21 protein-coding genes are annotated in these 21,319 nt (G+C 37.2%); 15 read left to right on the top strand and 6 right to left on the bottom strand.

Annotation, left to right across the window (positions count from 1 at the left end; translation table 11 throughout):
- Positions 1–3 precede the first annotated feature (3 nt).
- Positions 4–576 carry a Crp/Fnr family transcriptional regulator gene (locus AC3FI7_RS21265; protein WP_491460848.1) on the bottom strand — a complete coding sequence of 191 codons (573 nt, stop codon included), beginning with the start codon at positions 574–576 and terminating at the stop codon, positions 4–6.
- A 64-nt stretch (positions 577–640) separates the two neighbouring features.
- Here AC3FI7_RS21265 and AC3FI7_RS21260 point away from each other — a divergent pair, with 64 nt between their 5' ends.
- From AC3FI7_RS21260 to AC3FI7_RS21245, 4 genes are all read left to right on the top strand, one after another.
- Positions 641–1,006 (top strand): DUF1304 domain-containing protein, encoded by a 366-nt coding sequence (locus tag AC3FI7_RS21260; RefSeq protein ID WP_047429381.1) that lies wholly within the window; start codon positions 641–643, stop codon positions 1,004–1,006.
- 529 nt (positions 1,007–1,535) lie between these two features.
- Positions 1,536–2,786 (top strand): quaternary amine ABC transporter ATP-binding protein, encoded by a 1,251-nt coding sequence (locus tag AC3FI7_RS21255; protein WP_491460847.1) that lies wholly within the window; start codon positions 1,536–1,538, stop codon positions 2,784–2,786.
- A 1-nt stretch (position 2,787) separates the two neighbouring features.
- Positions 2,788–3,615: an ABC transporter permease gene (locus AC3FI7_RS21250; protein ID WP_047429375.1), complete on the top strand. Its 828-nt coding sequence runs from the start codon at positions 2,788–2,790 to the stop codon at positions 3,613–3,615.
- A gap of 1 nt (position 3,616) precedes the next feature.
- On the top strand, positions 3,617–4,471 hold the full coding sequence (locus tag AC3FI7_RS21245) for a glycine betaine ABC transporter substrate-binding protein (protein ID WP_491460846.1): 855 nt from the start codon (positions 3,617–3,619) through the stop codon (positions 4,469–4,471).
- Between the two features lie 64 nt (positions 4,472–4,535).
- Here AC3FI7_RS21245 and AC3FI7_RS21240 read toward each other — a convergent pair whose 3' ends face one another.
- The gene (locus AC3FI7_RS21240; RefSeq protein WP_343661439.1) at positions 4,536–4,922 is read right to left on the bottom strand and encodes a winged helix-turn-helix transcriptional regulator; all 387 of its coding nucleotides are present in this window, start codon (positions 4,920–4,922) and stop codon (positions 4,536–4,538) included.
- A 92-nt stretch (positions 4,923–5,014) separates the two neighbouring features.
- Between AC3FI7_RS21240 and AC3FI7_RS21235 the strand changes: the two genes are divergently transcribed.
- Together AC3FI7_RS21235 and AC3FI7_RS21230 are read left to right on the top strand one after the other, a co-directional pair.
- Positions 5,015–6,004, top strand: coding sequence for an NADP-dependent oxidoreductase (locus AC3FI7_RS21235; RefSeq protein WP_343661438.1), 990 nt, complete (start codon positions 5,015–5,017; stop codon positions 6,002–6,004).
- A 3-nt stretch (positions 6,005–6,007) separates the two neighbouring features.
- Entirely contained in the window at positions 6,008–6,487 is a 480-nt protein-coding gene (locus AC3FI7_RS21230) for a cupin domain-containing protein (RefSeq protein WP_491460845.1), read from the top strand.
- Between the two features lie 438 nt (positions 6,488–6,925).
- On the opposite strand, the gene AC3FI7_RS21225 is transcribed toward AC3FI7_RS21230, so the two are convergent.
- Positions 6,926–7,333 carry a thioredoxin fold domain-containing protein gene (locus tag AC3FI7_RS21225; protein ID WP_491460844.1) on the bottom strand — a complete coding sequence of 136 codons (408 nt, stop codon included), beginning with the start codon at positions 7,331–7,333 and terminating at the stop codon, positions 6,926–6,928.
- A 50-nt stretch (positions 7,334–7,383) separates the two neighbouring features.
- Entirely contained in the window at positions 7,384–9,453 is a 2,070-nt protein-coding gene (locus tag AC3FI7_RS21220; protein ID WP_491460843.1) for a TonB-dependent receptor plug domain-containing protein, read from the bottom strand.
- 123 nt (positions 9,454–9,576) lie between these two features.
- Between AC3FI7_RS21220 and AC3FI7_RS21215 the strand changes: the two genes are divergently transcribed.
- From AC3FI7_RS21215 to AC3FI7_RS21175, 9 genes are all read left to right on the top strand, one after another.
- Entirely contained in the window at positions 9,577–10,728 is a 1,152-nt protein-coding gene (locus AC3FI7_RS21215) for a homogentisate 1,2-dioxygenase (protein WP_291904908.1), read from the top strand.
- 182 nt (positions 10,729–10,910) lie between these two features.
- Positions 10,911–12,422: a succinyl-CoA:acetate CoA-transferase ScpC gene (gene scpC, locus AC3FI7_RS21210; RefSeq protein ID WP_142724014.1), complete on the top strand. Its 1,512-nt coding sequence runs from the start codon at positions 10,911–10,913 to the stop codon at positions 12,420–12,422.
- Positions 12,423–12,602: 180 nt separating this feature from the next.
- Positions 12,603–12,788, top strand: a complete 186-nt coding sequence (locus AC3FI7_RS21205) for a bacteriocin-like protein (RefSeq protein ID WP_142724016.1) — start codon at positions 12,603–12,605, stop codon at positions 12,786–12,788.
- A 516-nt stretch (positions 12,789–13,304) separates the two neighbouring features.
- Positions 13,305–14,579: an acetyl-CoA hydrolase/transferase family protein gene (locus tag AC3FI7_RS21200; RefSeq protein ID WP_142724017.1), complete on the top strand. Its 1,275-nt coding sequence runs from the start codon at positions 13,305–13,307 to the stop codon at positions 14,577–14,579.
- A 134-nt stretch (positions 14,580–14,713) separates the two neighbouring features.
- The gene (locus AC3FI7_RS21195; protein WP_142724019.1) at positions 14,714–15,508 is read left to right on the top strand and encodes a hypothetical protein; all 795 of its coding nucleotides are present in this window, start codon (positions 14,714–14,716) and stop codon (positions 15,506–15,508) included.
- A gap of 237 nt (positions 15,509–15,745) precedes the next feature.
- Positions 15,746–16,876: a 4-hydroxyphenylpyruvate dioxygenase gene (hppD, locus tag AC3FI7_RS21190; protein WP_142724021.1), complete on the top strand. Its 1,131-nt coding sequence runs from the start codon at positions 15,746–15,748 to the stop codon at positions 16,874–16,876.
- Positions 16,877–16,945: 69 nt separating this feature from the next.
- On the top strand, positions 16,946–17,407 hold the full coding sequence (locus tag AC3FI7_RS21185) for a hypothetical protein (RefSeq protein ID WP_291904922.1): 462 nt from the start codon (positions 16,946–16,948) through the stop codon (positions 17,405–17,407).
- A gap of 52 nt (positions 17,408–17,459) precedes the next feature.
- Complete coding sequence (fahA, locus tag AC3FI7_RS21180; protein WP_491460842.1) at positions 17,460–18,707, top strand: fumarylacetoacetase; 1,248 nt, start codon at positions 17,460–17,462, stop codon at positions 18,705–18,707.
- Between the two features lie 197 nt (positions 18,708–18,904).
- Positions 18,905–19,729 (top strand): flavin reductase family protein, encoded by an 825-nt coding sequence (locus AC3FI7_RS21175; protein WP_491460841.1) that lies wholly within the window; start codon positions 18,905–18,907, stop codon positions 19,727–19,729.
- A 162-nt stretch (positions 19,730–19,891) separates the two neighbouring features.
- Here AC3FI7_RS21175 and AC3FI7_RS21170 read toward each other — a convergent pair whose 3' ends face one another.
- A complete protein-coding gene (locus AC3FI7_RS21170) occupies positions 19,892–20,404 on the bottom strand; it encodes an Ivy family c-type lysozyme inhibitor (protein ID WP_491460840.1) in 513 nt (170 codons plus the stop codon).
- A 49-nt stretch (positions 20,405–20,453) separates the two neighbouring features.
- Entirely contained in the window at positions 20,454–21,296 is an 843-nt protein-coding gene (locus tag AC3FI7_RS21165; protein ID WP_491460839.1) for an alpha/beta hydrolase family protein, read from the bottom strand.
- Between the last annotated feature and the right edge of the window lie 23 nt (positions 21,297–21,319).

The following is a 21,319-nucleotide window of genomic DNA, read 5'->3' as shown; positions in this document are numbered from 1 at the left end:
GGTTTAAGATCGTAATTTTGCTCTGATTTCACTCAGATATTCCGGAGTAAGATTCAAAAAGGAAGCAATTAAATATTGTGGAATTCTCTGGATAAACCAAGGATATAATGTGCTGAAATGCATATAAAGCTCTTCTCTGGACATTTCATACAAATAACGGATTCTTCTTTCTGAAGCAGCATAAGCTCTTTGATAGATCATCCGGAAATACCTTTCCATTACAGGATGTTTTTTTAATAATTCTTCCTGACGTTCCAGATCAATCACCAAAATAGAAGAATGCTCTACCGCCTGTATAGAAAAATCTGTTGGAATCTGTCTTTCGTAAGCAAATGTATCCGTTATCCACCAGTTCTCAATGGCAAATTCTGTAGTTTGTTCCACTCCTTTCTCGTTGATGAAGAACTTTCTCAGACATCCTTTCACCACAAAATACATCGTCCGGCAGATCTCTCCTTCCAACACAAGATTCTGTTTCTTTTTCACATCAAGAATCTGAAAAAAGGACACAATAGAAGTATATTCCTCGTCAGTTACAGTAATAAATTTGCTTAAATGCGATTTGAATGAGTCCATTGTAAGAATTAATACTCAAACTTAACTTTATTTTTTTAGTTTTACAATGAGAAAATATTGAATCATGGAAATCGTTGCTAAAATTCTGATCGCTGTTGTTGCACTGGAACACCTTTATATTCTTTGGATGGAAATGTTCGCATGGGAAACCAAAGGAAAAGAAGTTTTTAAAGCGGCTCTGCCTGCAGAAATGTTTAAGCCAACCAAAGGACTCGCTGCCAATCAGGGGCTTTACAATGGTTTTCTGGCTGCCGGACTGATCTGGTCGTTTCTGATTAAAGATCCGCAATGGCAGACCAATGTAGCGCTATTCTTTTTAGGATGTGTAGCCGTTGCCGGAATCTACGGAGCAATTTCTGCCACTAAAAAAATTTTTTTCGTTCAGGCTTTACCTGCCATCCTTGCTATTATTGCCGTTTTATTGAAATAAGCCTTACGAGTTTATCGTCAAAGTTTCTTCTCACATCAATATTCTCTTAACTTAAATGATAAGAGAAAAAATGCCGTGAAACACCTGATTTAAAACAACACTGAAAACCAACAAATTACAGCCATAAAAATCCATTTAATATAAAATTCGTAAATTTGCACCGTCATCAGAAATTGATATACAGTTTTTTGATGCTGGCAAGCATTTTGATGAAATGTAGCCATTCAAGTTGTTCAGTACACATATCTTTAATTACCTCATCCGTAATTTAATTGTAGAATCTATGTAAAAGATCAGTTTCTTTTTACATAATACACTCTTTTTCTAGAGTATAATCTATTGAAATATTTAAAATAAACATAAGGCCATCAGGTCTTTATGCTGTTATTTTTTTGTTTAAAGCTTTTATCACTAATGGCTTAGCAAATTATTTTATCCTATCGTCATCACCAGAACAACTAAAGCTAAATGGATATAATGAATTGATGTACAATTTTTATATCAAATTATTAATTGAAAAATTCTGAATATGGAAAAAAATGAAAACACTAGAAAAGTAAAACTTAAAGTGGAAGACCTGACCATCATCTTTGGTAAAAACAAAGAAAAGGCACAAGAACTTCTGGACAAAGGTTTTTCCAAAAAGGAAATTCTTGAAAAAACGGGTTGTACCATAGGAATCAACAAAGCAAGTTTTGAAATCTATGAAGGAGAATTCTTTGTCATCATGGGATTGTCAGGAAGTGGAAAATCTACTTTACTGCGCTGTTTGAACAGACTGAATGAACCCACTTCCGGAAAAGTATACATCAATGACGATGATATCACCAGCAAAAACAACAAAGAACTGCTGGAAGTAAGAAGAACGGAAATGAGCATGGTATTCCAGAAATTCGGATTGCTCCCCCATCATACGATTCTAGACAATGCCGGTTTTGGGCTGGAAATAAGAGGAGAAGATAAAGCTTCACGCGATAAAAAGGCACAGAAAGCACTGGATATCGTAGGATTAACCGGTTTTGAAAACCAATACCCTTCACAACTTTCAGGAGGAATGCAACAGAGAGTAGGGTTAGCAAGAGCTTTGGCCAATGATCCTGAAGTACTGCTTATGGACGAAGCCTTTTCTGCACTTGACCCATTGATCAAATCTGAAATGCAGGATCAGATGCTTGAACTGCAGAATACCTTACAGAAAACCATCGTCTTCATTACCCATGATCTGGATGAGGCCATTAAAATCGGAGACCGTATCGTCATCATGAAAGATGGAGTCATAGAACAGATAGGAACAGCGGAAGAAATTTTAACCAACCCAGCAAGCGATTATGTGAAAGCATTCGTGGAAAAAGTAGACCGTAAAACAATTATCACTGCCAGATCTCTAATGTTCGACAAAGCAACGGTAGTACGCTTCAGAAAAGACGGTCCGGAAGGAGCTTTAAGAAAAATGAGGGCTACAGGCCTGGAAAACTTACCTGTCGTAGATTTTCAGAATAAATTTCTTGGATTTGTTACTCTTAACGATGTCGTACGCATTGCCAAAAAGAAAGAACCAACAGTAGAATCAATTATCAACAGTAATGTTCCTTCAGTGTATCCTGAAGTGACTGTTGAAGAAATGTTACCACTGATCTCAGAAAATAAATCGTCCATTGCCGTGATTGATGAAGACAATAAATTTTTAGGTCTTGTGACCCAGTTATCTCTGGTCATAGAAGCCACAAAGTTTAACGAAGAAGAAATTATTGAATTAAAAGAAATCGCAAACAACCAATAAGATGAATAAAACTATAGATATAGGTCAATATGTAGAAACTGCAATCAATTGGCTCACAGAAAACGGAAAACCTGTATTCGATGTCATAAAACACTTAGGAAATGCCTCTATCATGGGGATTGAATGGGTATTAACAAACACACCTTTTTATGTAATTATTCTCTTCTTTACCCTTTTGGCACTGTGGAAAGCCGGAAAAGCTATCGCTGTGGTAACTGCAGCCGGACTAAGCTTAATATTTTTAATGGGATTATGGAAAGAAACTATGGAAACGCTGGCACTGATCTTTGTTTCCACTATTACAGCCCTTATCCTTTCTATCCCTTTGGGAATTCTGGCCGCTAAAAGCAAAATAGCAGACAAAATCATCCGTCCTTTACTGGATCTGATGCAGACTATGCCAGCCTTTGTCTACCTGATTCCTGCGGTGCTGTTTTTCAGTATCGGAAAAGTACCCGGTGCTTTTGCAACGATTATTTTTGCGATGCCGCCTGCAGTAAGGTTAACGGCATTAGGAATTGAGGCTGTTCCAAAAGATATTGTAGAAGCAGCCAGAGCCTTTGGAGCAACCAACCGACAAATTCTGTTTAAAGTAGAGCTTCCTTTAGCCATGAAAACGATTTTAACAGGGATCAATCAAACGATATTATTATCCTTATCCATGGTTGTGATTGCAGGAATGATTGCTGCAGGTGGTTTGGGAGAGAAAGTACTGGAAGGAATTAATAATCTGGATATCGGGTTAGGATTTGAAAGTGGTTTATCCGTTGTGATTTTAGCCATTATCCTGGACCGTATTACCCAGGGATTTGTAAAGAAAAAGCAATAAGATGAAACAATTAAAATATCTGTTTTTACCCGTTTTAATGTTACTATTTACAGCATTAAGTTCGTGTGAAAATATAAAAAACTCTAAATATATCACCATCGGAATGGTAGATGGCTGGGCGGAAGATGTTGCGATGACACACCTTGCTAAAGCCATTCTGGATGAACAGGGATATCACGTTATTATTCAAAAAGCCTCTACAGATATGATCCTGGCTTCGATGAATAATGAAGATACAGACCTTTTCATGGGAGTCTGGCTTCCATATACTCACGCAAAAAAGCTCGCTAAATTTCCGGGACTGACTCATCTTGGAACCAATTACGACAACGGCCGTATAGGATTGGTGGTTCCGGAATATGTTCCTGTGAACTCTATTGAAGAGCTCAATCAGCATAAAGATCAATTTAATCGTAGAATCATAGGCATTGAAAAAGGAGCCGGATTAACCACCGGAACAGACAAAGCAATCATAGATTATAAACTGGATTATCAGCAGATCAACTCCTCTACCATTGCCATGATCACCGAGTTACAGAATGCCATACAGCGCAAACAATGGATTGTGGTAACGGGATGGCAGCCTCATTGGATGTTTGGAAAAATGAAGCTTAAGTTTCTTGATGATCCCAAGAAGATTTATGGTGAAGCGGAACAGATTAAGACTTATTCAAGGAAAAGCTTTGCGAAAGATCATCCGGAGCTGGCCATATTCTTTTCAAAACTTCATTTTGATGATGAGAACATGTCTGATCTTTTAATGAAAATGGAACAGAGTAAAAACAAAGAAGCCACTGCCAAAGAATGGGTGAAAGATCACCCGGAACTGATACAGTCTTGGTTAAACAAAAATTAATAAACAATTTGGTATTATTTAAAATCCTCAGCTCTATATGAGCCTGAGGATTTTTTTTGATTTATTATGCAGAAGAACTCATTGATTCTTTGATTTTCTCACGATGAAGGATTCCCCAATTGACTAATGTTTCTGTTACCGGAAATACAGATTTTCCATATTCTGTGACAGCATAGGTTACCGTAATAGGTTTTGTATCCTGAATGGTTCTTGTGATCAGGAGATTGGCTTCCAGCTCTTTTAATTCTTTGCTCAGCATTTTTGCAGAGATCCCTTCAATACTGCGTTCCAGCTTTTTAAAATGAATCATCTGATCCGGTCTGTTCGTCAGATACCGTAAAATCATCAGTTTCCATTTTCCTCCCAAAACATCCAGACTGTCACGCATTGCAAACAGTTCTTCTGTACAGCTTGCTTCTCTTTCGATACCGTTTTCAATAATTTTTGCCATAATAGTTTCATGAAGGTAACTAGTTACCATTGGTTAACTAGTAGCAAATATAAACTATTCCCTTTTTACATTTGTGTATCAAATTAACAATAATGAAAGCAGTTATTTTAAATAAGAACGGAACACTGGAAAACGCACTGGTAGAGCAGCCAAAACCCAAAAGCAATGAAGTTTTAATCCATATTAAAGCAAGTGGTTTCAATCCCATCGATTATCAGATGCTGGAAAATGAACTGGAACGAAAACTGATCAGTTCCCCGATATTAGGAAGAGAATTATCCGGAATTGTAGTTGATATAGGTTCAGAGGTTACAGCATTCAATATTGGAGACGAAGTCTATTGTGGAAGCGGTTCTATGGGAAGTAACGGTACTTATGCAGAGTACATAAGCGTTCCCGAGGCCATTGTTTCTTTTAAACCAAACAATATTTCGTTTGAGCAGGCGGCTGCCATTCCTTCAGCAGGGCTTACTTCTTTACAGATCTTTAACCGTTTGAAATTAAACTCCGAAAATACAGTTTTAGTAACAGGAGCAACCGGAGGAGTCGGTTCATTTCTGATCAAAATTTTATTAGCACATAATATCCAACAGATCACAGCCACGGTTGGCAGCGAGGAAAACAGACAGATTCTTCTCAATCTGGGATTGAAAAATCATCAGATCATCAACTATAAAGAAGAAAATCTAATCAGTAATATTCTAAAAGCCAATAATGATCAACCTTTCGAATATGGAATTGATCTGGTGGGAAACTATATGTCTGAAGTGACCGCAGAGGTTTTGAAAATTAACGGAACCTATGTAGATGTGACCGCTTTAGTCACTAAAGATGCTCATGAAGCCCTGTTCAATAAAGGAACTATGATTATGAATATCTCCAATTATGCTTATGGGAAGATCAAAAAATATGATTACTATAAAAACAGCTTATTTGAAATAAAGAAACTTATCGAGAATGAAACAATTCCCCCTCCACAATATAAAATAGTTGGAAACCTTTCTTTGGATACTGTTATGCAGGCACATTCCATTCTAAAAAATAACCAGACCCAGGGTCACAAACTAATCATGAAACATTAATCTATGAACAAAATACCAAGACGGATCGTAACAGGAATAAAAGACGGAAAATCCGTTATTATAGAGGATCAGCAAGTAGAAAACGCGGTGGAACATTTCCCAGGACTTATCATTTCGGATGTATGGAATACTCAGACAATGCCGGCAAGCCTGAATTTTGAAACCAGAATTCCTAACACAGGATTTCCGCAAACGCCTAAAAATGGCACTTATTTCAGATATGTGGTGGTTCCGCCAGATAAAGATTTAGGCGTAGAATGGAAAAAGAACGAACCTCATCCGATGATGCATCAAACGCCAACACTGGATTATATCATTATTCTTTCCGGCGAACTTTACCTCATCATGGAAGAAGGAGAAACTCTTTTGAAACCTGGCGACATCGTTATCCAGAGAGGAACGGATCATGCATGGAGCAACCGTTCTGATGAACCTTGTATTCAGCTGGCTGTGCTGATCGATGCAAGTGGTCAGTTAGAATAATTGAAAGATTTAATGATTTAAAAATTTAAAGATTGGAATAGTTCTTACTCATTTTAAAATTCGTTAAAGAAAAAAATCTATGGAATCTTTGTAATTTGTGGGAAATAAAAAAGACTTTTAAAGTTGGGAAAACGCAAAGTCGCAAAGAAAAAATAAACAATAAGTTGTTTTATGGCGCAAGAAAATCAAAGATTTTCAGCAAAGATTAATCCATATAGTATTAGGAATATACAATTTTATCGCAGATAAAATCTTTGCGACTTAAAAATATCACCAAAGAAAAAACTTGCGCCTTCGCGTTTTCCAACAAAATTCAGAAACCTTAACTCACACAGATAAAGCAAATTTTGCAGATTTTTTTACTCAAACATCTGCGTTATCTGTATAATCTGCGGGAAATAACAACAACTTTGCGTTTTCCAACAAAAACCTTCCAATTTATAAAGCAGAAATTTCCAACAGTTTCTGCTTCATTTTTTCAGGCGTCATCTGCCCTTCCTGATAATACACCAGATTCTGATGCTTATCCAGAAATACCCACAAAGGATACACAGGCTGATTTTTATTTTTTGACAAAGCCAGCGCCAGCTTATGAATTCCCGAATTTCCATTCTGCAGATATTCAAACTCCTGATTCTGAAAATGAATTCTATCCTTCGTCTTTTCTGCCTCGAAATTGATAAAATAAAAATGTTCATTCATTATATTAACCAGCTCTTTATCTTTATTCAAACGGAAAGTTTCAATTTTACAGACCACACACCAATCCGTATAAAGGTGAATAACCACCGGCTTCGGATTTACTTTCTGCAAAACCTCAAGATCAGAAAAAGTGCCTGTCTTCATCTGAGACAGATAAAAACAGGGCACTAACATTAAAAATAAAGCCAATTTTTTCATTTCAAAGTATATTTTACTCCCAGGAAACCTCTTATTCCCTGCATCGGTGCATAGCCATATGCCGTATCAAAAGTATAATGATTAGGATTATTGATGGGATCATCAACATGTTTATCAAATGGGTCAAATGGTCTCATCAGAGGATCTTTAGGTCTGAAATTGAACAGGTTTTTCATTCCGCAATACACCTCAAATCCTGATTTAAAGCTCTTAGACACCTGAATATTAGCCAGAGAATAAAATGGTGAATATTCCGGACGGAAGTCATTTACCAGAACAGGAAGCCGCATTGGTCCGTAAAACTGTCCTGTAAAATCAATGGTCAGATTATTCGCAAACTTGTAGGTCAGGCTATAAGTACCACTCCACTTCGGGGCATGCAGCTGTTGTGTCTTTTGATTTTCATTATCAAATTTATGATACACATCCAGATAGGTCACTCCCAGATTAACACTCAAAGGAAACTGAAAACTAAAATCCACATTCAGAGAAGCGCCCCTTGAAATTCCGTATCCGTGAAGATTGTCATAAATGATTTTATCAGGATCAGAATCAAAATCACCTACGATTTTATTGCTGAAATACGTATAGAATGCGGAAGCATCAAGATTCAGCAAACGGTTTCCTAACGGAATTTTCCAGATATAATTCAGATTTCCGTTGACAGATCTTTCCGGTTTCAGGTCCGATTTTACCACAACCTCCCTTGAGCCTGTAAGCGCTGCATGATCTTCCGTAAACAGATTCACCACCCTGAAACCGGTTCCAAAGTTGAAACGTAAGGTATGATATGGATTAGGATTGAATTTCCATGCAAATCTCGGTGAGTGTACGGAATGATGCACTTTATCATAATCATATCTGTATCCGAGCAGTATGGTATTTTTTTCATTGATCTCCCACTGGTCCTGGATAAACGCACCCCAGATCGGAGATTTCATCGGCGCATTCGTGATACCGTCTGCAGCCAATGTTCCTGGTGTATTATCATCATAATAAGTTCTTTTGAAAGTAAGTCCGGCAGTGATATCATGCTTACCAAAACTTCTGTCCCAATAGGTTTGCACAAAAGCTACCTTTTGTGTCGCATTGAACGGATTGGTACCATAAAATGAATTCTGATCATGATAATTGTAAGAAAACTGGGTAACAATATGTTCCTTCATCGGCCATTCGTACAACCCGAAAACCTCTGCTCTGTTGGTATAAATACTTTCTCCATACACTTCATCGCTTCCACGGAAAGATTTGTTCCACTGCATTTCTCCCCCAAAACGGTCTTCATACAGATATCTCATCGCAAAACTGGCCTGTCTGTTTTCTTTTCTTTTAAAATTCCATTTGTTGAAAACCGAAATCCTGCTTTGCAGTGTAGCATCCGTAAAATTATCTTTATTCTGATCTATCCTTTCCTGAAAACTGAAATAATTCAAACTTAATAATGAAGCTGCATTCTTGCCCACATTAAACTTCGTAGAAAGATCCAGATTATTCTCACTCCATGTGCTGGTCATCAGATCTACACTCAGCTTGGGAGCGGTCAAAGCATTTTTAGTGATAATATTAATCACTCCTCCCATGGCTTCAGAACCGTAAATGGAAGACGCCGGGCCTTTTACCACTTCTATTCTATCCACCAAGCTATTAGGGATTCCGCTCAGTCCATAAACAGTGGAAAGTGAACTTACAATCGGCATTCCGTCAATCAGGATCATCGTATAAGGTCCTTCCAGTCCGTTGATATGAATATCTCCTGTATTGCACACAGAACAGTTCAGCTGAGGTTTTACCCCGTTCACCATTGCAATAGCCTCGAAAATACTGGGAGTCGGATTTTTCTGAAAAAATTTCTGACTGTAGATCTCCACTGCCACGGGACTTTTGGATCTGCTCATGGGTTTTATAGTACCGGTCACCACTACATCTTCGATGTTACTTGTCTTAAATTCCTTCTTCCTCACTTTCACTGAATCCTGGATTTTAGTCTGCTGTAAACTCAAGCTGTCGGTCTCCTGCGCAAAACAATAAGTTGATAAAAAAATGACAGAAAATAATATTCGCTTCATGAAATTAAAATTGTTAGACAAATCTAACAATTATTTTTCAAATACAAAACTTTGACTGAAAAATATAGATTCATCCAATTCATGAAAAATGATTAAATTTGAGAAACTACATATGAAAGTAAAATGAGATATCATCAATCGGGAAATATCCCACCAAAAAGGCATACGATCTTTAAGTCTCCGGAAGATAAATTTTACTATGAGCAGCTTTTCGGTACGGAAGGCTTCCATGGTATTTCTTCTCTGCTATATCATATCCACCGCCCTACGCAGATCAAATCTATCGGTGAGCCGAAAGATGTCACTCCTAAAATCGCTGTGGAAAAAAACATCACTCCAAGAATGTTTAAGGGAATGAATGTCACACCTGAGGACGACTTTATGGACAGCCGAAAGATCCTTTTGATGAACAGCGACCTGAAAATGGGATTGGCAAAGCCGAGAAAATCGATGGATTATTTCTACAAAAATGCAGAATGTGATGAGCTTTTATACGTTCATAACGGAACCGGAATTTTGAAAACATTTGTAGGAGATCTTGAGTTCGTAACGGGAGATTATCTTATTATTCCGAGAGGAACGATCTATCAGGTGGAGCTGAAGTCTGATGATACCGTATTTTTTGTCTTAGAAAGCCACTCTCCTATTTACACTCCGAAAAGATACAGAAATGAATTCGGGCAGCTTCTGGAACATTCTCCATTCTGCGAAAGAGATATTATCGCTCCAGCTTTCAAAGAACCGATCGATGAAAAAGGAGAATTCCTGATCAAAGTAAAAAAAGAAAACCAGATTACAGATTTCATCTACGCAACACACCCGTTTGATGTAGTGGGCTGGGATGGCTATTTTTATCCTTATAAATTCAATATTAAAAACTTCGAACCGATTACCGGAAGAATTCACCAACCGCCACCGGTTCACCAGAATTTTGAAGGACACAATTTCGTAGTCTGCTCATTCTGTGCAAGAATGTATGACTACCATCCACAGGCAATTCCTGCTCCTTATAACCACTCCAATATTGATTCTGATGAAGTATTGTTCTATACGGAAGGTGATTTCATGAGCCGTAACCATATTGATCTCATGGATTTTACCCTTCACCCGGGAGGCATTGTACACGGACCACACCCTGGTGCTATGGAAAGAAGTATCGGTAAAAAATTCACGGAAGAATATGCTGTAATGGTAGACCCTTTCCGCCCTTTAAAAATTACTGAAGAAGCTTTGAAAGTAGAAGATCCATCTTATAAAACTTCATGGCTGGAATAAAACATTAAAATACTTTTCTTTTAATCGAAAAAGTATTACTGAATACATACAAAAGACGCTTTAAATCCTTTATTTAAAGCGTCTTTTTTCGTAAATTTGTAAGGTATGGTTACCATATTAGCCATCATTATTTTTCATGACGCATCCTAAGTAATGGTGGTTTAAAACAAAATCAATATTACATGTTAGAAAGAATCAGATTAGAAAGTCTACACCAAAAGGTAACAACAGCTGAAAACGCTGTAAAAATGATTAAAGACGGCATGACCATCGGGTCCAGCGGTTTTACAAAAGCAGGTGACAGCAAAGCTATTTTGCCGGCATTGGCGGAAAGAGGAAAAACAGAAGATCTCAAGATCACCCTAATGACCGGAGCTTCACTGGGGCACGGTACAGACGGGAAACTGGCAGAAGCCAATGTCCTGAAAAAAAGAATGCCCTTCCAGGTAGATCCTATCCTAAGAAACAAAATCAACAACGGAGAAATTCTCTTCATTGATCAGCATTTAAGTGAAAGTGCTGAGCTTCTTCACACCAAAAACCTCCAAAACATAGATGTAGCCATTATTGAAGCTGCCTATATTGAAAGAGACGGAAGCATTGTTCCTACCACTTCTGTAGGAAATTCGGTAACCTTTGCAGCTTTGGCAAAAAAAGTCATTATTGAAATCAATACAGAAGTTCCGGAAGAAGTCTATGGAATCCATGACATTTACCAGGCAGAAGATTATCCTTACAGAAATGTTATCCCAATTGTAGCTCCTTGGAATAAAATCGGAAGAAAAAGCATTCCCGTTGACCCCAATAAAATTGAAGCCATTGTTTTTACTAACCGTAAAGACAGCCCGGCAGATATTGCAGAACCAGACGAAAAAACAACAGCCATTGCTAAACACCTTCTTGCATTCTTTGAAAACGAAGTTCTTTTGGGTCGCCTTACAGACCGCTTACTTCCCCTTCAGGCCGGTATCGGTAAAGTAGCCAATGCTGTTCTGACAGGTTTCAAAGACAGTAACTTTTATGATCTGACCATGTTTTCCGAGGTACTTCAGGACAGTACTTTTGATCTGATCGATTCCGGTAAACTGAGCTTTGCTTCGGCATCGTCCATTACCGTTTCTCAGGAATGCTATGAAAGAGTTTTAGGAAATCTTTCAAAATATAAAGACAAATTCGTTTTAAGACCTCAGAATATTTCCAATACACCGGGACTGATCAGAAGATTGGGAGTTATCGCAATCAATACAGCTATTGAGTTCGACATCTATGGAAATGTGAATTCTACCCATATCGGAGGAACAAAAATCATGAATGGAATCGGAGGCTCCGGAGACTTTGCGAGAAATGCCTATCTAAGTATTTTCGTGACTCAGGCCGCATCAAAAGGCAACAACATTTCGCATGTCCTTCCCATGGTTTCTCATACAGATCATACAGAACATGACGTTGATATTCTGGTAACGGATATCGGATTGGCAGACTTAAGAGGACTGGCTCCTAGAGAAAGAGCCCAGAAAATTATTGACAATTGTGTTCATCCTGATTATAAAGAAGAACTCCAGTCCTATTTCGACAGAGCCTGCGAAAGAGGGGGACATACACCTCACCTGCTGGAAGAATCTTTCAGCTGGCATCTGAGATTTTCTGAAACAGGAAGTATGAAACAGAAAAAATCGGTTGAAATTTCTAATTAACCTGAGATTAGTTTTAAGAAAAATTAAAAAATAACTGGCCGTCATTTACTTTCTTCGAGTGAATGACGGCTTTTTTTAGAATGAACCATATATATCGGAATTAATTTTTATATTTAAAAGATTTTAAAAAGCGTAATCCGAAAAGCTATATGAGTAGGAAAAAACTAAATACAATTATCTATGAAAAATCTTAAAAAAATGAAGAGAAACGAGTTAAAAAATGTAAAAGGAGGAGATAATCCTACCCGCGTTGTTTGTTTACAACTTATGAATCAATTTGTAGAAGCAATTCCCGAAGATTTTTGTGCTAATCCAGAAAATTCATCTCATACAGTATGTGTATGTAAAAGACTTTATGGTCTATAATATGATGCTAAAAGTATAATCGTCGCATTAATAAATTAGCTTATCAAAAACTACTGTAAGCGATGAATATAACTTTTGTATAAATTATCAGATTCTTAAAAAATATTTTATTCTAATTAAACTGAGTCAGGTTTAAGTAAAGTTAAAAATAATAGACCGTCATTTACTTTCTTCAAGTTGAATGACGGCTTTTTTTTAATAAGCAAATACGATCAGGCTAAAAGCTTCAACTGATTAAAGCAATAACTTTTAATCCCAAATTCTATTTCTATTCTTCTTATTCCGAACTAAGTCTAATTAATGCCCCACTATAAAAAAAAGCAAACAAATCACTAAATATCAAAAAAATTAAATCCTAACCTTTCACTATTTATTTGTTTTTTACAAGATGATAAAAGTCTTTTCAATAACTTTAAAATATTTGAAAAGGATATTATTATAAAGATTATCTTTGAAATAAGAGAGGTATTTTATGAAGTGAGAAACACGATTGACACCCTGTTAAAAAGATAAAATATGAATAATTACATCAGCGCAGAAGAAGCAATATATACGGTAAAAAGCGGAAACCGTGTCTTTTTTCACGGTAGCGCCTGTACTCCTAACTACCTGATCGATGAACTGGCAAGACAAGCTGGCAGACTGCAAAATGTGGAGATGGTTTCTATTACCCAACAGGGGAATGTGGAAGTTGCAAAACCAGAATACAAAAACAGTTTTTTTATCAATTCTTTGTTTGTTTCCACTCCTGTACGTGATGCCGTAAATTCCGACAGAGGAGACTTTGTACCAGTATTCTTAAGTGAAATTCCTATTTTATTCAGAAAAAATATTTTACCGCTGGACGTAGCTCTGGTTACCGTTTCTCCACCGGACAGACACGGCTTTTGTACATTGGGCACCTCTGTAGATATTGCAAGAGCAGCAGTAGATACAGCAAAAATCATTGTGGCTACTGTCAATCCGAGAATGCCGAGAACACATGGGGACGGAATGATCCATATCAGCAGAATTCATAAACTGGTCTGGCATGAGGAAGAACTTCCTACGGTAGATTACGGCTCAAAAGTGGGTCCTGAAGAAATGCTGGTCGGAAAAAATGTTGCTGAACTCATTGAAGACAGATCTACTCTTCAGATGGGTATCGGAACTATTCCTGATGCAGTGCTGAAATGTCTTACCAATCATAAAGACCTCGGAATTCATACAGAAATGTTGAGTGATGGTGTTATCGACTTAATCCAGAATGATGTGATTAACAACAAATACAAAGGTTACAACGATAATAAAACCATTACAAGTTTCTGCTTCGGAACCAGGAAACTCTACGATTATGTGGACGACAACACCGTATTTGCTTTCAGAGATGTAAGTGAGGTCAATTTTCCGATTAATATTATGAGAAACAAAAAAATGGTGGCCATTAATTCTGCCATTGAAATAGACCTTACAGGACAGGTTTGCGCCGACTCTATCGGAACACTGCAGTACAGTGGAATCGGAGGACAAATGGATTTCATGCGTGGTGCCGCTTTAAGTGACGACGGAAAACCCATTATTGCAATCACTGCGAGAACCAAAAAGGGGATTTCCAGAATTGTTCCTTTCCTGAAACAGGGAGCCGGGGTGGTAACAACAAGAGGACACATTCATTATGTAGTTACAGAATACGGAACGGCATATTTATACGGAAAAAATCTTCGTCAGAGAGCACAGGAACTTATCAGCATCGCCCATCCGGATGACAGGGAAATGCTGGAAAGAGCTGCCTTTGAAAGATTCAAACAGTGACAGTCAAATCAAAGAATTTCAGGCTGTTTTTGTATCTAAAAACATAAAACATTACGCCTGAATGTATAAAATCATAAAAAAAGTGCTAATATTTTGGCAGTATTTTTGATAAAATTCTTTCAAAAACAAGGAAATTGAAAACTATATATAATTCGATACGAGAAGAAGTTGTAAAGCATTCGAAAGTAAGAAATTCTGTTTTGGGGAATGTGAATGAGTGGAAGAGAAGCCATTATATTATTCTTTCCGAAATTATTAAAGATGAACTCTCGGAAGCAGAAGAACTGAAGGGAGGGAAAAAATTCGAAATCGGAAATACCATTTCCCATGTCACTCTGCAGCGTTTCTTTGAAAATGATTATCAGGATAAAACCCATAGTGATCTCAGGTTTTTAAAAACATTGGATAAAATATGTATTTTCTTAGGATATAAAGATCTCAATGATTACATACTGACGATCAAACATAAAAAAGAAGATGACAACCGGGAAACTGATGAAATTTCATCCATTATACAGATGGTTTACGACTATTGTGCTACCGCTTTTGAGTTCTGCAAGCAGTTTCCTGATCATAACACCAGCCTGTTTAAAGAACTGGTTTTTGATGATTCTCCATTTTTAGAACGGGTTTCACAATTTAGCAAAGAATTGTGTGATAAAGATTTTCATCTGGTAACTAAAAACAACAGATCCAACTACGAAGTTTTTGACATTCATGTCGTTACTGATGAACCGGATAAGAAAATCCTGGAATCCCAGGAATTCTGGAACCTGTTGTTCAAAGTAGGAGAAACCGGAGAAGAGCATTTTGTAAATCAGCTGAGTACCCAGATCTACTTTATACGGAAAGTAAATGACTCCTGGAAAATCTGGGACAATTATAATCCCGATGCCGGAATGCTTAACAGAAAAATAGAAACCATCTAAAATAAGAAAGCCGCAGAGAGTATCTACGGCTTTCATGTTTCGAAATATTTTTTCTCACTTGTATTTTGTATAACAAATGTAGGTAGACGATTTTAAACGTAAGAAACTTAAATATACTTAAGTAAACTTTTCTTTAACATTATGTTAAATATCTTCAATGAATCCGAAGTAATATTTTCGCAATGTCCAAGTTTTTTGTAATTTGCATACCAATAAAATAAAAGTAAAAGAGAAAATATGTCAACACTTACATTTGCCGAGAAAATAGCTCAAGCAGAAAATTTCTTGCCGATTAACGGTACAGATTATATTGAGTTTTATGTAGGAAATGCAAAACAGGCTGCCCATTATTACAAAACCGCTTTCGGTTTTCAGTCTGTAGCTTATGCCGGTCCTGAAACAGGAGTAAGAGACCGTGCATCTTATGTGCTTCAACAGGGAAAAATCAGATTGGTATTAACAACAGGACTTAAGTCTGATTCTCCTATCAGTGAACACGTAAAAAAACATGGTGACGGAGTAAAAATTTTGGCACTTTGGGTAGATGACGCCTATGCAGCTTTCGAAGAAACAACTAAAAGAGGCGGAAAACCATATTTAGAGCCTGTAACGTTAACTGATGAGCATGGTGAGGTAAGAATGTCCGGAATCTACACTTATGGAGAAACCGTTCATATGTTTGTAGAAAGAAAAAATTATAATGGAGCTTTCATGCCTGGTTACGAAAAATGGGAAAGTGATTATAACCCTGAAGAAGCAGGCTTGTTATACGTAGACCACTGTGTAGGAAATGTTGACTGGAACAGAATGATCCCGACAGTAGAATGGTATGAAAAAGTAATGGGATTTGTAAATATCCTTTCTTTTGATGATAAACAGATCAACACAGAGTATTCTGCATTGATGTCTAAAGTAATGTCAAACGGAAACGGATATGCTAAATTCCCGATCAATGAGCCGGCAGAAGGTAAAAAGAAATCTCAGGTAGAAGAATACCTTGATTTCTATGAAGGTGAAGGTGTACAGCACATCGCTGTTGCTACAAAGGATATTATCCACACTGTAACCGAACTGAAAAAACGTGGTGTTGAGTTCCTTTCTGCTCCACCTGAAGCTTATTATGACATGGTTCCTGAAAGAGTAGGCCATATTGATGAAGATCTTAAAAAACTTCAGGAGTTAGGTATACTTATTGATCATGATGAAGAAGGCTATTTATTACAGATCTTTACGAAGCCTGTAGAAGACCGTCCTACTCTATTCTTCGAAATTATTGAAAGACACGGCGCACAGAGTTTTGGTGCCGGAAACTTCAAAGCTTTATTCGAAGCATTAGAAAGAGAGCAGGAAAGAAGAGGTAATCTTTAATTTACATTTACAATATAGGTTTTGTCAGAATATAGTATTCTGGCAAAACTTTTTTATAAAACACAGTATATGAGAAAACTTTTAATTGGAATTTTCCTTCTGGGAGCATTAGGGCTTAAAGCTCAATACGGAACACTGAACGAAATTCTCAACCGACTTGAACAAAGAAAAGGCATCAATCAGCATCTTGAAAATGTAAATATTGACAGCAAAAAATTCGTCTTCATTAAAGATGAAACCGATCATACAGAAAGGGACTTTATTATTATCAAAGGAAATAATGCCACTTATGTAGAAGTTTTTGATGATAAAGCAACAGGAGAAAGCAGCTCCAATGTTTTCACAGGTGATATCATCAGGAAAAAAAATATTATTTCTTTAAGAGCAGATATGCTTGAGAATAAAAAAATCCCAATGCCAGTCACCAAGACGTTATTGCTGACCCAGCAGGATAATATCCTGTACCTCATCGATGTCAATACCAGAGACAGATGGATAGACGAAGCCTCTTACTCAAAAAAGACAAAATAAATGTTCCGGGGAATACTCCGGATGATATTTAATCTAACTAAAATCTAAACTTATGAAATCATTTGTAGACTATTCCTCAAATTCGGATTTTTCTATACACAATATTCCTTTCGGAGTCGCAGTTTTTAATAAAGAATACATCGGATGCTGTACAAGAATCGGAGATCAGGTCATTGATCTGGCTACCTTGTATGATCTTGGCTATTTCGAAGATATCGAAGGATTGGACGATAATGTTTTTGAAGCATATACCATCAACGAATTTATCGAACTGGGTAAACCGGTTACCAACGCCGTTCGTACCAGAATCCAGGCTCTATTGCAGGAAGGGTCAACTTTATCAAAAGACCAGAAAACGATTGAAGAAGCATTCTATGATCTGGATAAAGTAAAAATGATGATGCCTGTTCATATTCCTAACTACACAGATTTCTATAGCAGTATTGAACACGCTACCAATGTTGGAAAAATGTTCCGTGATCCGGCCAATGCTTTATTACCTAACTGGAAACATTTACCGGTAGGTTACCACGGAAGAGCATCCTCAATTGTTGTTTCCGGAACAGAAATCAACCGTCCGAAAGGTCAGATGAAACCTGCTGATACAGATAAACCCGTTTTTGGACCATGCAAGCAGCTGGATTTCGAACTGGAAATGGCATTTATCATCAATAAAAATACGGAGATGGGAGAAAGTATTTCTACCAAAGACGCAGAAGATGCTATCTTCGGAATGGTCATTTTTAACGATTGGTCTGCAAGAGATATCCAATCATGGGAATATGTTCCGCTGGGGCCATTCCTTGCTAAAAATTTCGGTTCATCCATTTCTCCATGGGTGGTTACCCTTGAAGCTCTGGAACCATTCAGAACAGCTTCTCCTGTACAGGATCCTGAAGTTTTAGACTATTTAAAATTTGAGGGTGATAAAAACTACGATATCAATCTTGAAGTATACATCCAGCCAGAAAACGGCGAGCAAAACCTGATCTGCGAAAGCAACTACAAACATATGTACTGGAATATGACCCAACAACTTGCACACCACACCGTAAACGGTTGTAACGTAGAAGTAGGTGACATGTATGCGAGCGGAACTATTTCCGGAAGTGATCCGAAATCTTTCGGTTCTATGCTTGAGCTTACATGGAGAGGCCAAAATCCTTTATCATTAAGCAACGGAGAAGAGAGAAAATTCATTGAAGACAATGATACGGTTACCATGAAAGCATGGGCTGAAAAAGATGGTGTGAGAGTAGGCTTCGGGGAAGTTTCAGGTAAACTTATTCCGACACTTTAATTTTTATTTAAATTTTAACTTTGCACAATAACTATTAAACCTTATAGGTTTTCAAAACCTATAAGGTTTAGTGTATGACACTGCTAGAGATATGCTGTTAAACAGTTAATATTAGAAGTGTCATGCTAAGCGGAGTCGAAGCACCTTTTTAATATCATTTGAATACTTAAGTTAAATTAAGTGTTAAAACCAAAAACATGAAAACAGTAATCCCCTCAGAGATAACCTCTGTACAGCTACAGACCATTATGCAGACAGCCGTTTCACCGCGCCCGATTGCACTGGCTTCTACTGTGGACAAAGACGGTAACAGTAACTTATCTCCATTCAGTTTTTTTAATATGTTCAGTACAGTTCCTCCGGTTCTGATTTTTTCACCATCGAGAAGAGTACGTGACAATACCACTAAGCATACACTGGAAAACGTTCTTGAAGTGCCTGAAGTAGTAATAGGAACAGTGAATTTCCCGATTGTACAGCAGATATCTTTAGCCTCTACAGAATATGAAACCGGAGTCAATGAATTTATCAAATCCGGTCTTACGATGAAAGATGCAGACCTTGTACAGCCTAGACTGATAGAAGAGTGTCCTGTTAATTTTGAATGTAAAGTGTTAGAGGTAAAACCATTAGGTGATCAGGGTGGCGCAGGAAACCTTGTCATCTGTGAAGTTCTGAAAATTCATATCAGGGAAGAATACCTGAACGAAGCCGGAAATCTGGATCAGAAAAAACTGGATATGGTAGCCCGTTTAGGCAGTAACTGGTATTCGAGAAGCAATGAGAGCAGTCTCTTTGAAGTACCAAAACCTTTGGTAACAAAAGGAATCGGTTTTGATCAGCTCCCGGATGCCATAAAATACAGCAAAGTATTTACAGGAAACGACCTTGGAATGCTCGCCAATACCGAAATATTACCTGCCGGAGAATTTCATGCTGATGAAAACATTCACCTTGATGCCCAGAGATTACTTCTGGAAAGTAAAGTTGAAGAAGCATGGACCGTTTTGACCATTAAATAAAATAAAAGAAGCCTGAAATTTCAGGCTTCTTTTATTTTATAATGGAAGTTAGAGGCTGGAAGTTTATAAAAACTTAAGTAACTTACAGTTTTTATAACTATTTTTGATTTCAATAGATGTTGGAATGCCATTACCCCAGCTTCTGTCTTCCAGCTCCCTTTCTTATTTTGCTTTCAACGATTCAGAAACAGTAATTTTTCCTTTTTCAGCAAAGTCTGTTATCTTGCCATTTTTATCAATAGAAACATTCAGATTATCATTTTTGGCATCATAATAAATGCTTGTAGCATATCCCGGGCAGTCGTGCTGCTTACAGCCTGTCAGTTTATAAATTCCATTCTCTGATGCAATAGGACCTTCCACATTGAAATTCTTCACCATTTCATCGTATTGGGATCCTGCCAGTTTTTTCAGTCTTTCTGATATCCCCTTATCTTCAAAGAATTTAATATCATGTGGATATTTACCCACATTCTTGGTGATAATATTATCAGGAGCCGGAGCAGAGGGAGATGGTGATGCAACAGAATCATTTTTTGGAGTTGAGACAGTGTCTGGAGGCATCGCCGTAGTAAGAGTATCTGTAGTGCTTACAGAAGATTCTGTTTTTGTTTCTTTTTTACACGAAACAAGACATAGTGAAAGTGCAAATGCGCCTGCAATAATTTTTTTCATAATGATACTGATATGGTGGTTCATTTATAATAACGTGTTTTTAAATGTTTTATTTCAATTTTTCTTTGATAAAATCAATACATTTTTCGGTTACAGTATTCAGATCTTTGGGTAAATCATTTTCTGTCCATGGTTCTTTTGCTCCGAAAGTATGGTTGGCATTTTCAACCAGAAAAAGTTCGGAATTCGGGTGAAGAAGATGTAGATGCTCAGCCTGTTTTACTTCTACTGCTTCATCCTCTGTTCCATGAATAATCAGCAAGTGGGCTTTGGCCATTTCTGTAGCCCTTTCCACATCAAAACGGTGAATATCCTTTTCATAATCCTCATAAAACTGATAATAATGCGGCATTTCCTGTCTGGTACGCCCGTTCAGCGCATAATATACGCCATTATTTTTCCAGCTTTCAAAAGATTCTCCTTTAGGAAAACGGTCTAATGTATCTACACTCGCCAATGTAATCAAACCGTTGATTCTTTCATCTTCGGATGTTTTAATAATGGAAATCCCTCCTCCCCTGCTGTGTCCTATAAGAACTATTTTTTCTTCGTCCACATGCGGATCTTTACTGAAGTGATCGATTACCACACTAAGGTCAGATAATTCTTTAGAATAATTATTATGGCCAAAAGCCTCAAGATCTCCAAAATTCAGTGGATCATCTGTTGTCGTTCCGTTATGTGAAAAATTAAATTTCACAAAGAAAAATCCGGATTTCGCAAACTTTTCAGCCATCAGACTCCAGGCTCCCCAATCTTTATAGCCTTTATATCCGTGAACAAATATCACTAAAGGAAGCTTCTGCACGGTATCCTGATAAAAAGCATCTGCAAGAAAACCTCTTGTTTCTTTATTTTCCAGGTATATATTATTTTCGGTAATCAGATTCATAAAACAAATTTTTCTTTCCATTT

It is taken from the genome of Chryseobacterium sp. TQ-BC-N36 (assembly GCF_058382295.1).
Note: the sequence above shows the minus strand (reverse complement) of the source record. Positions and strands in the feature narration are given on the sequence as shown.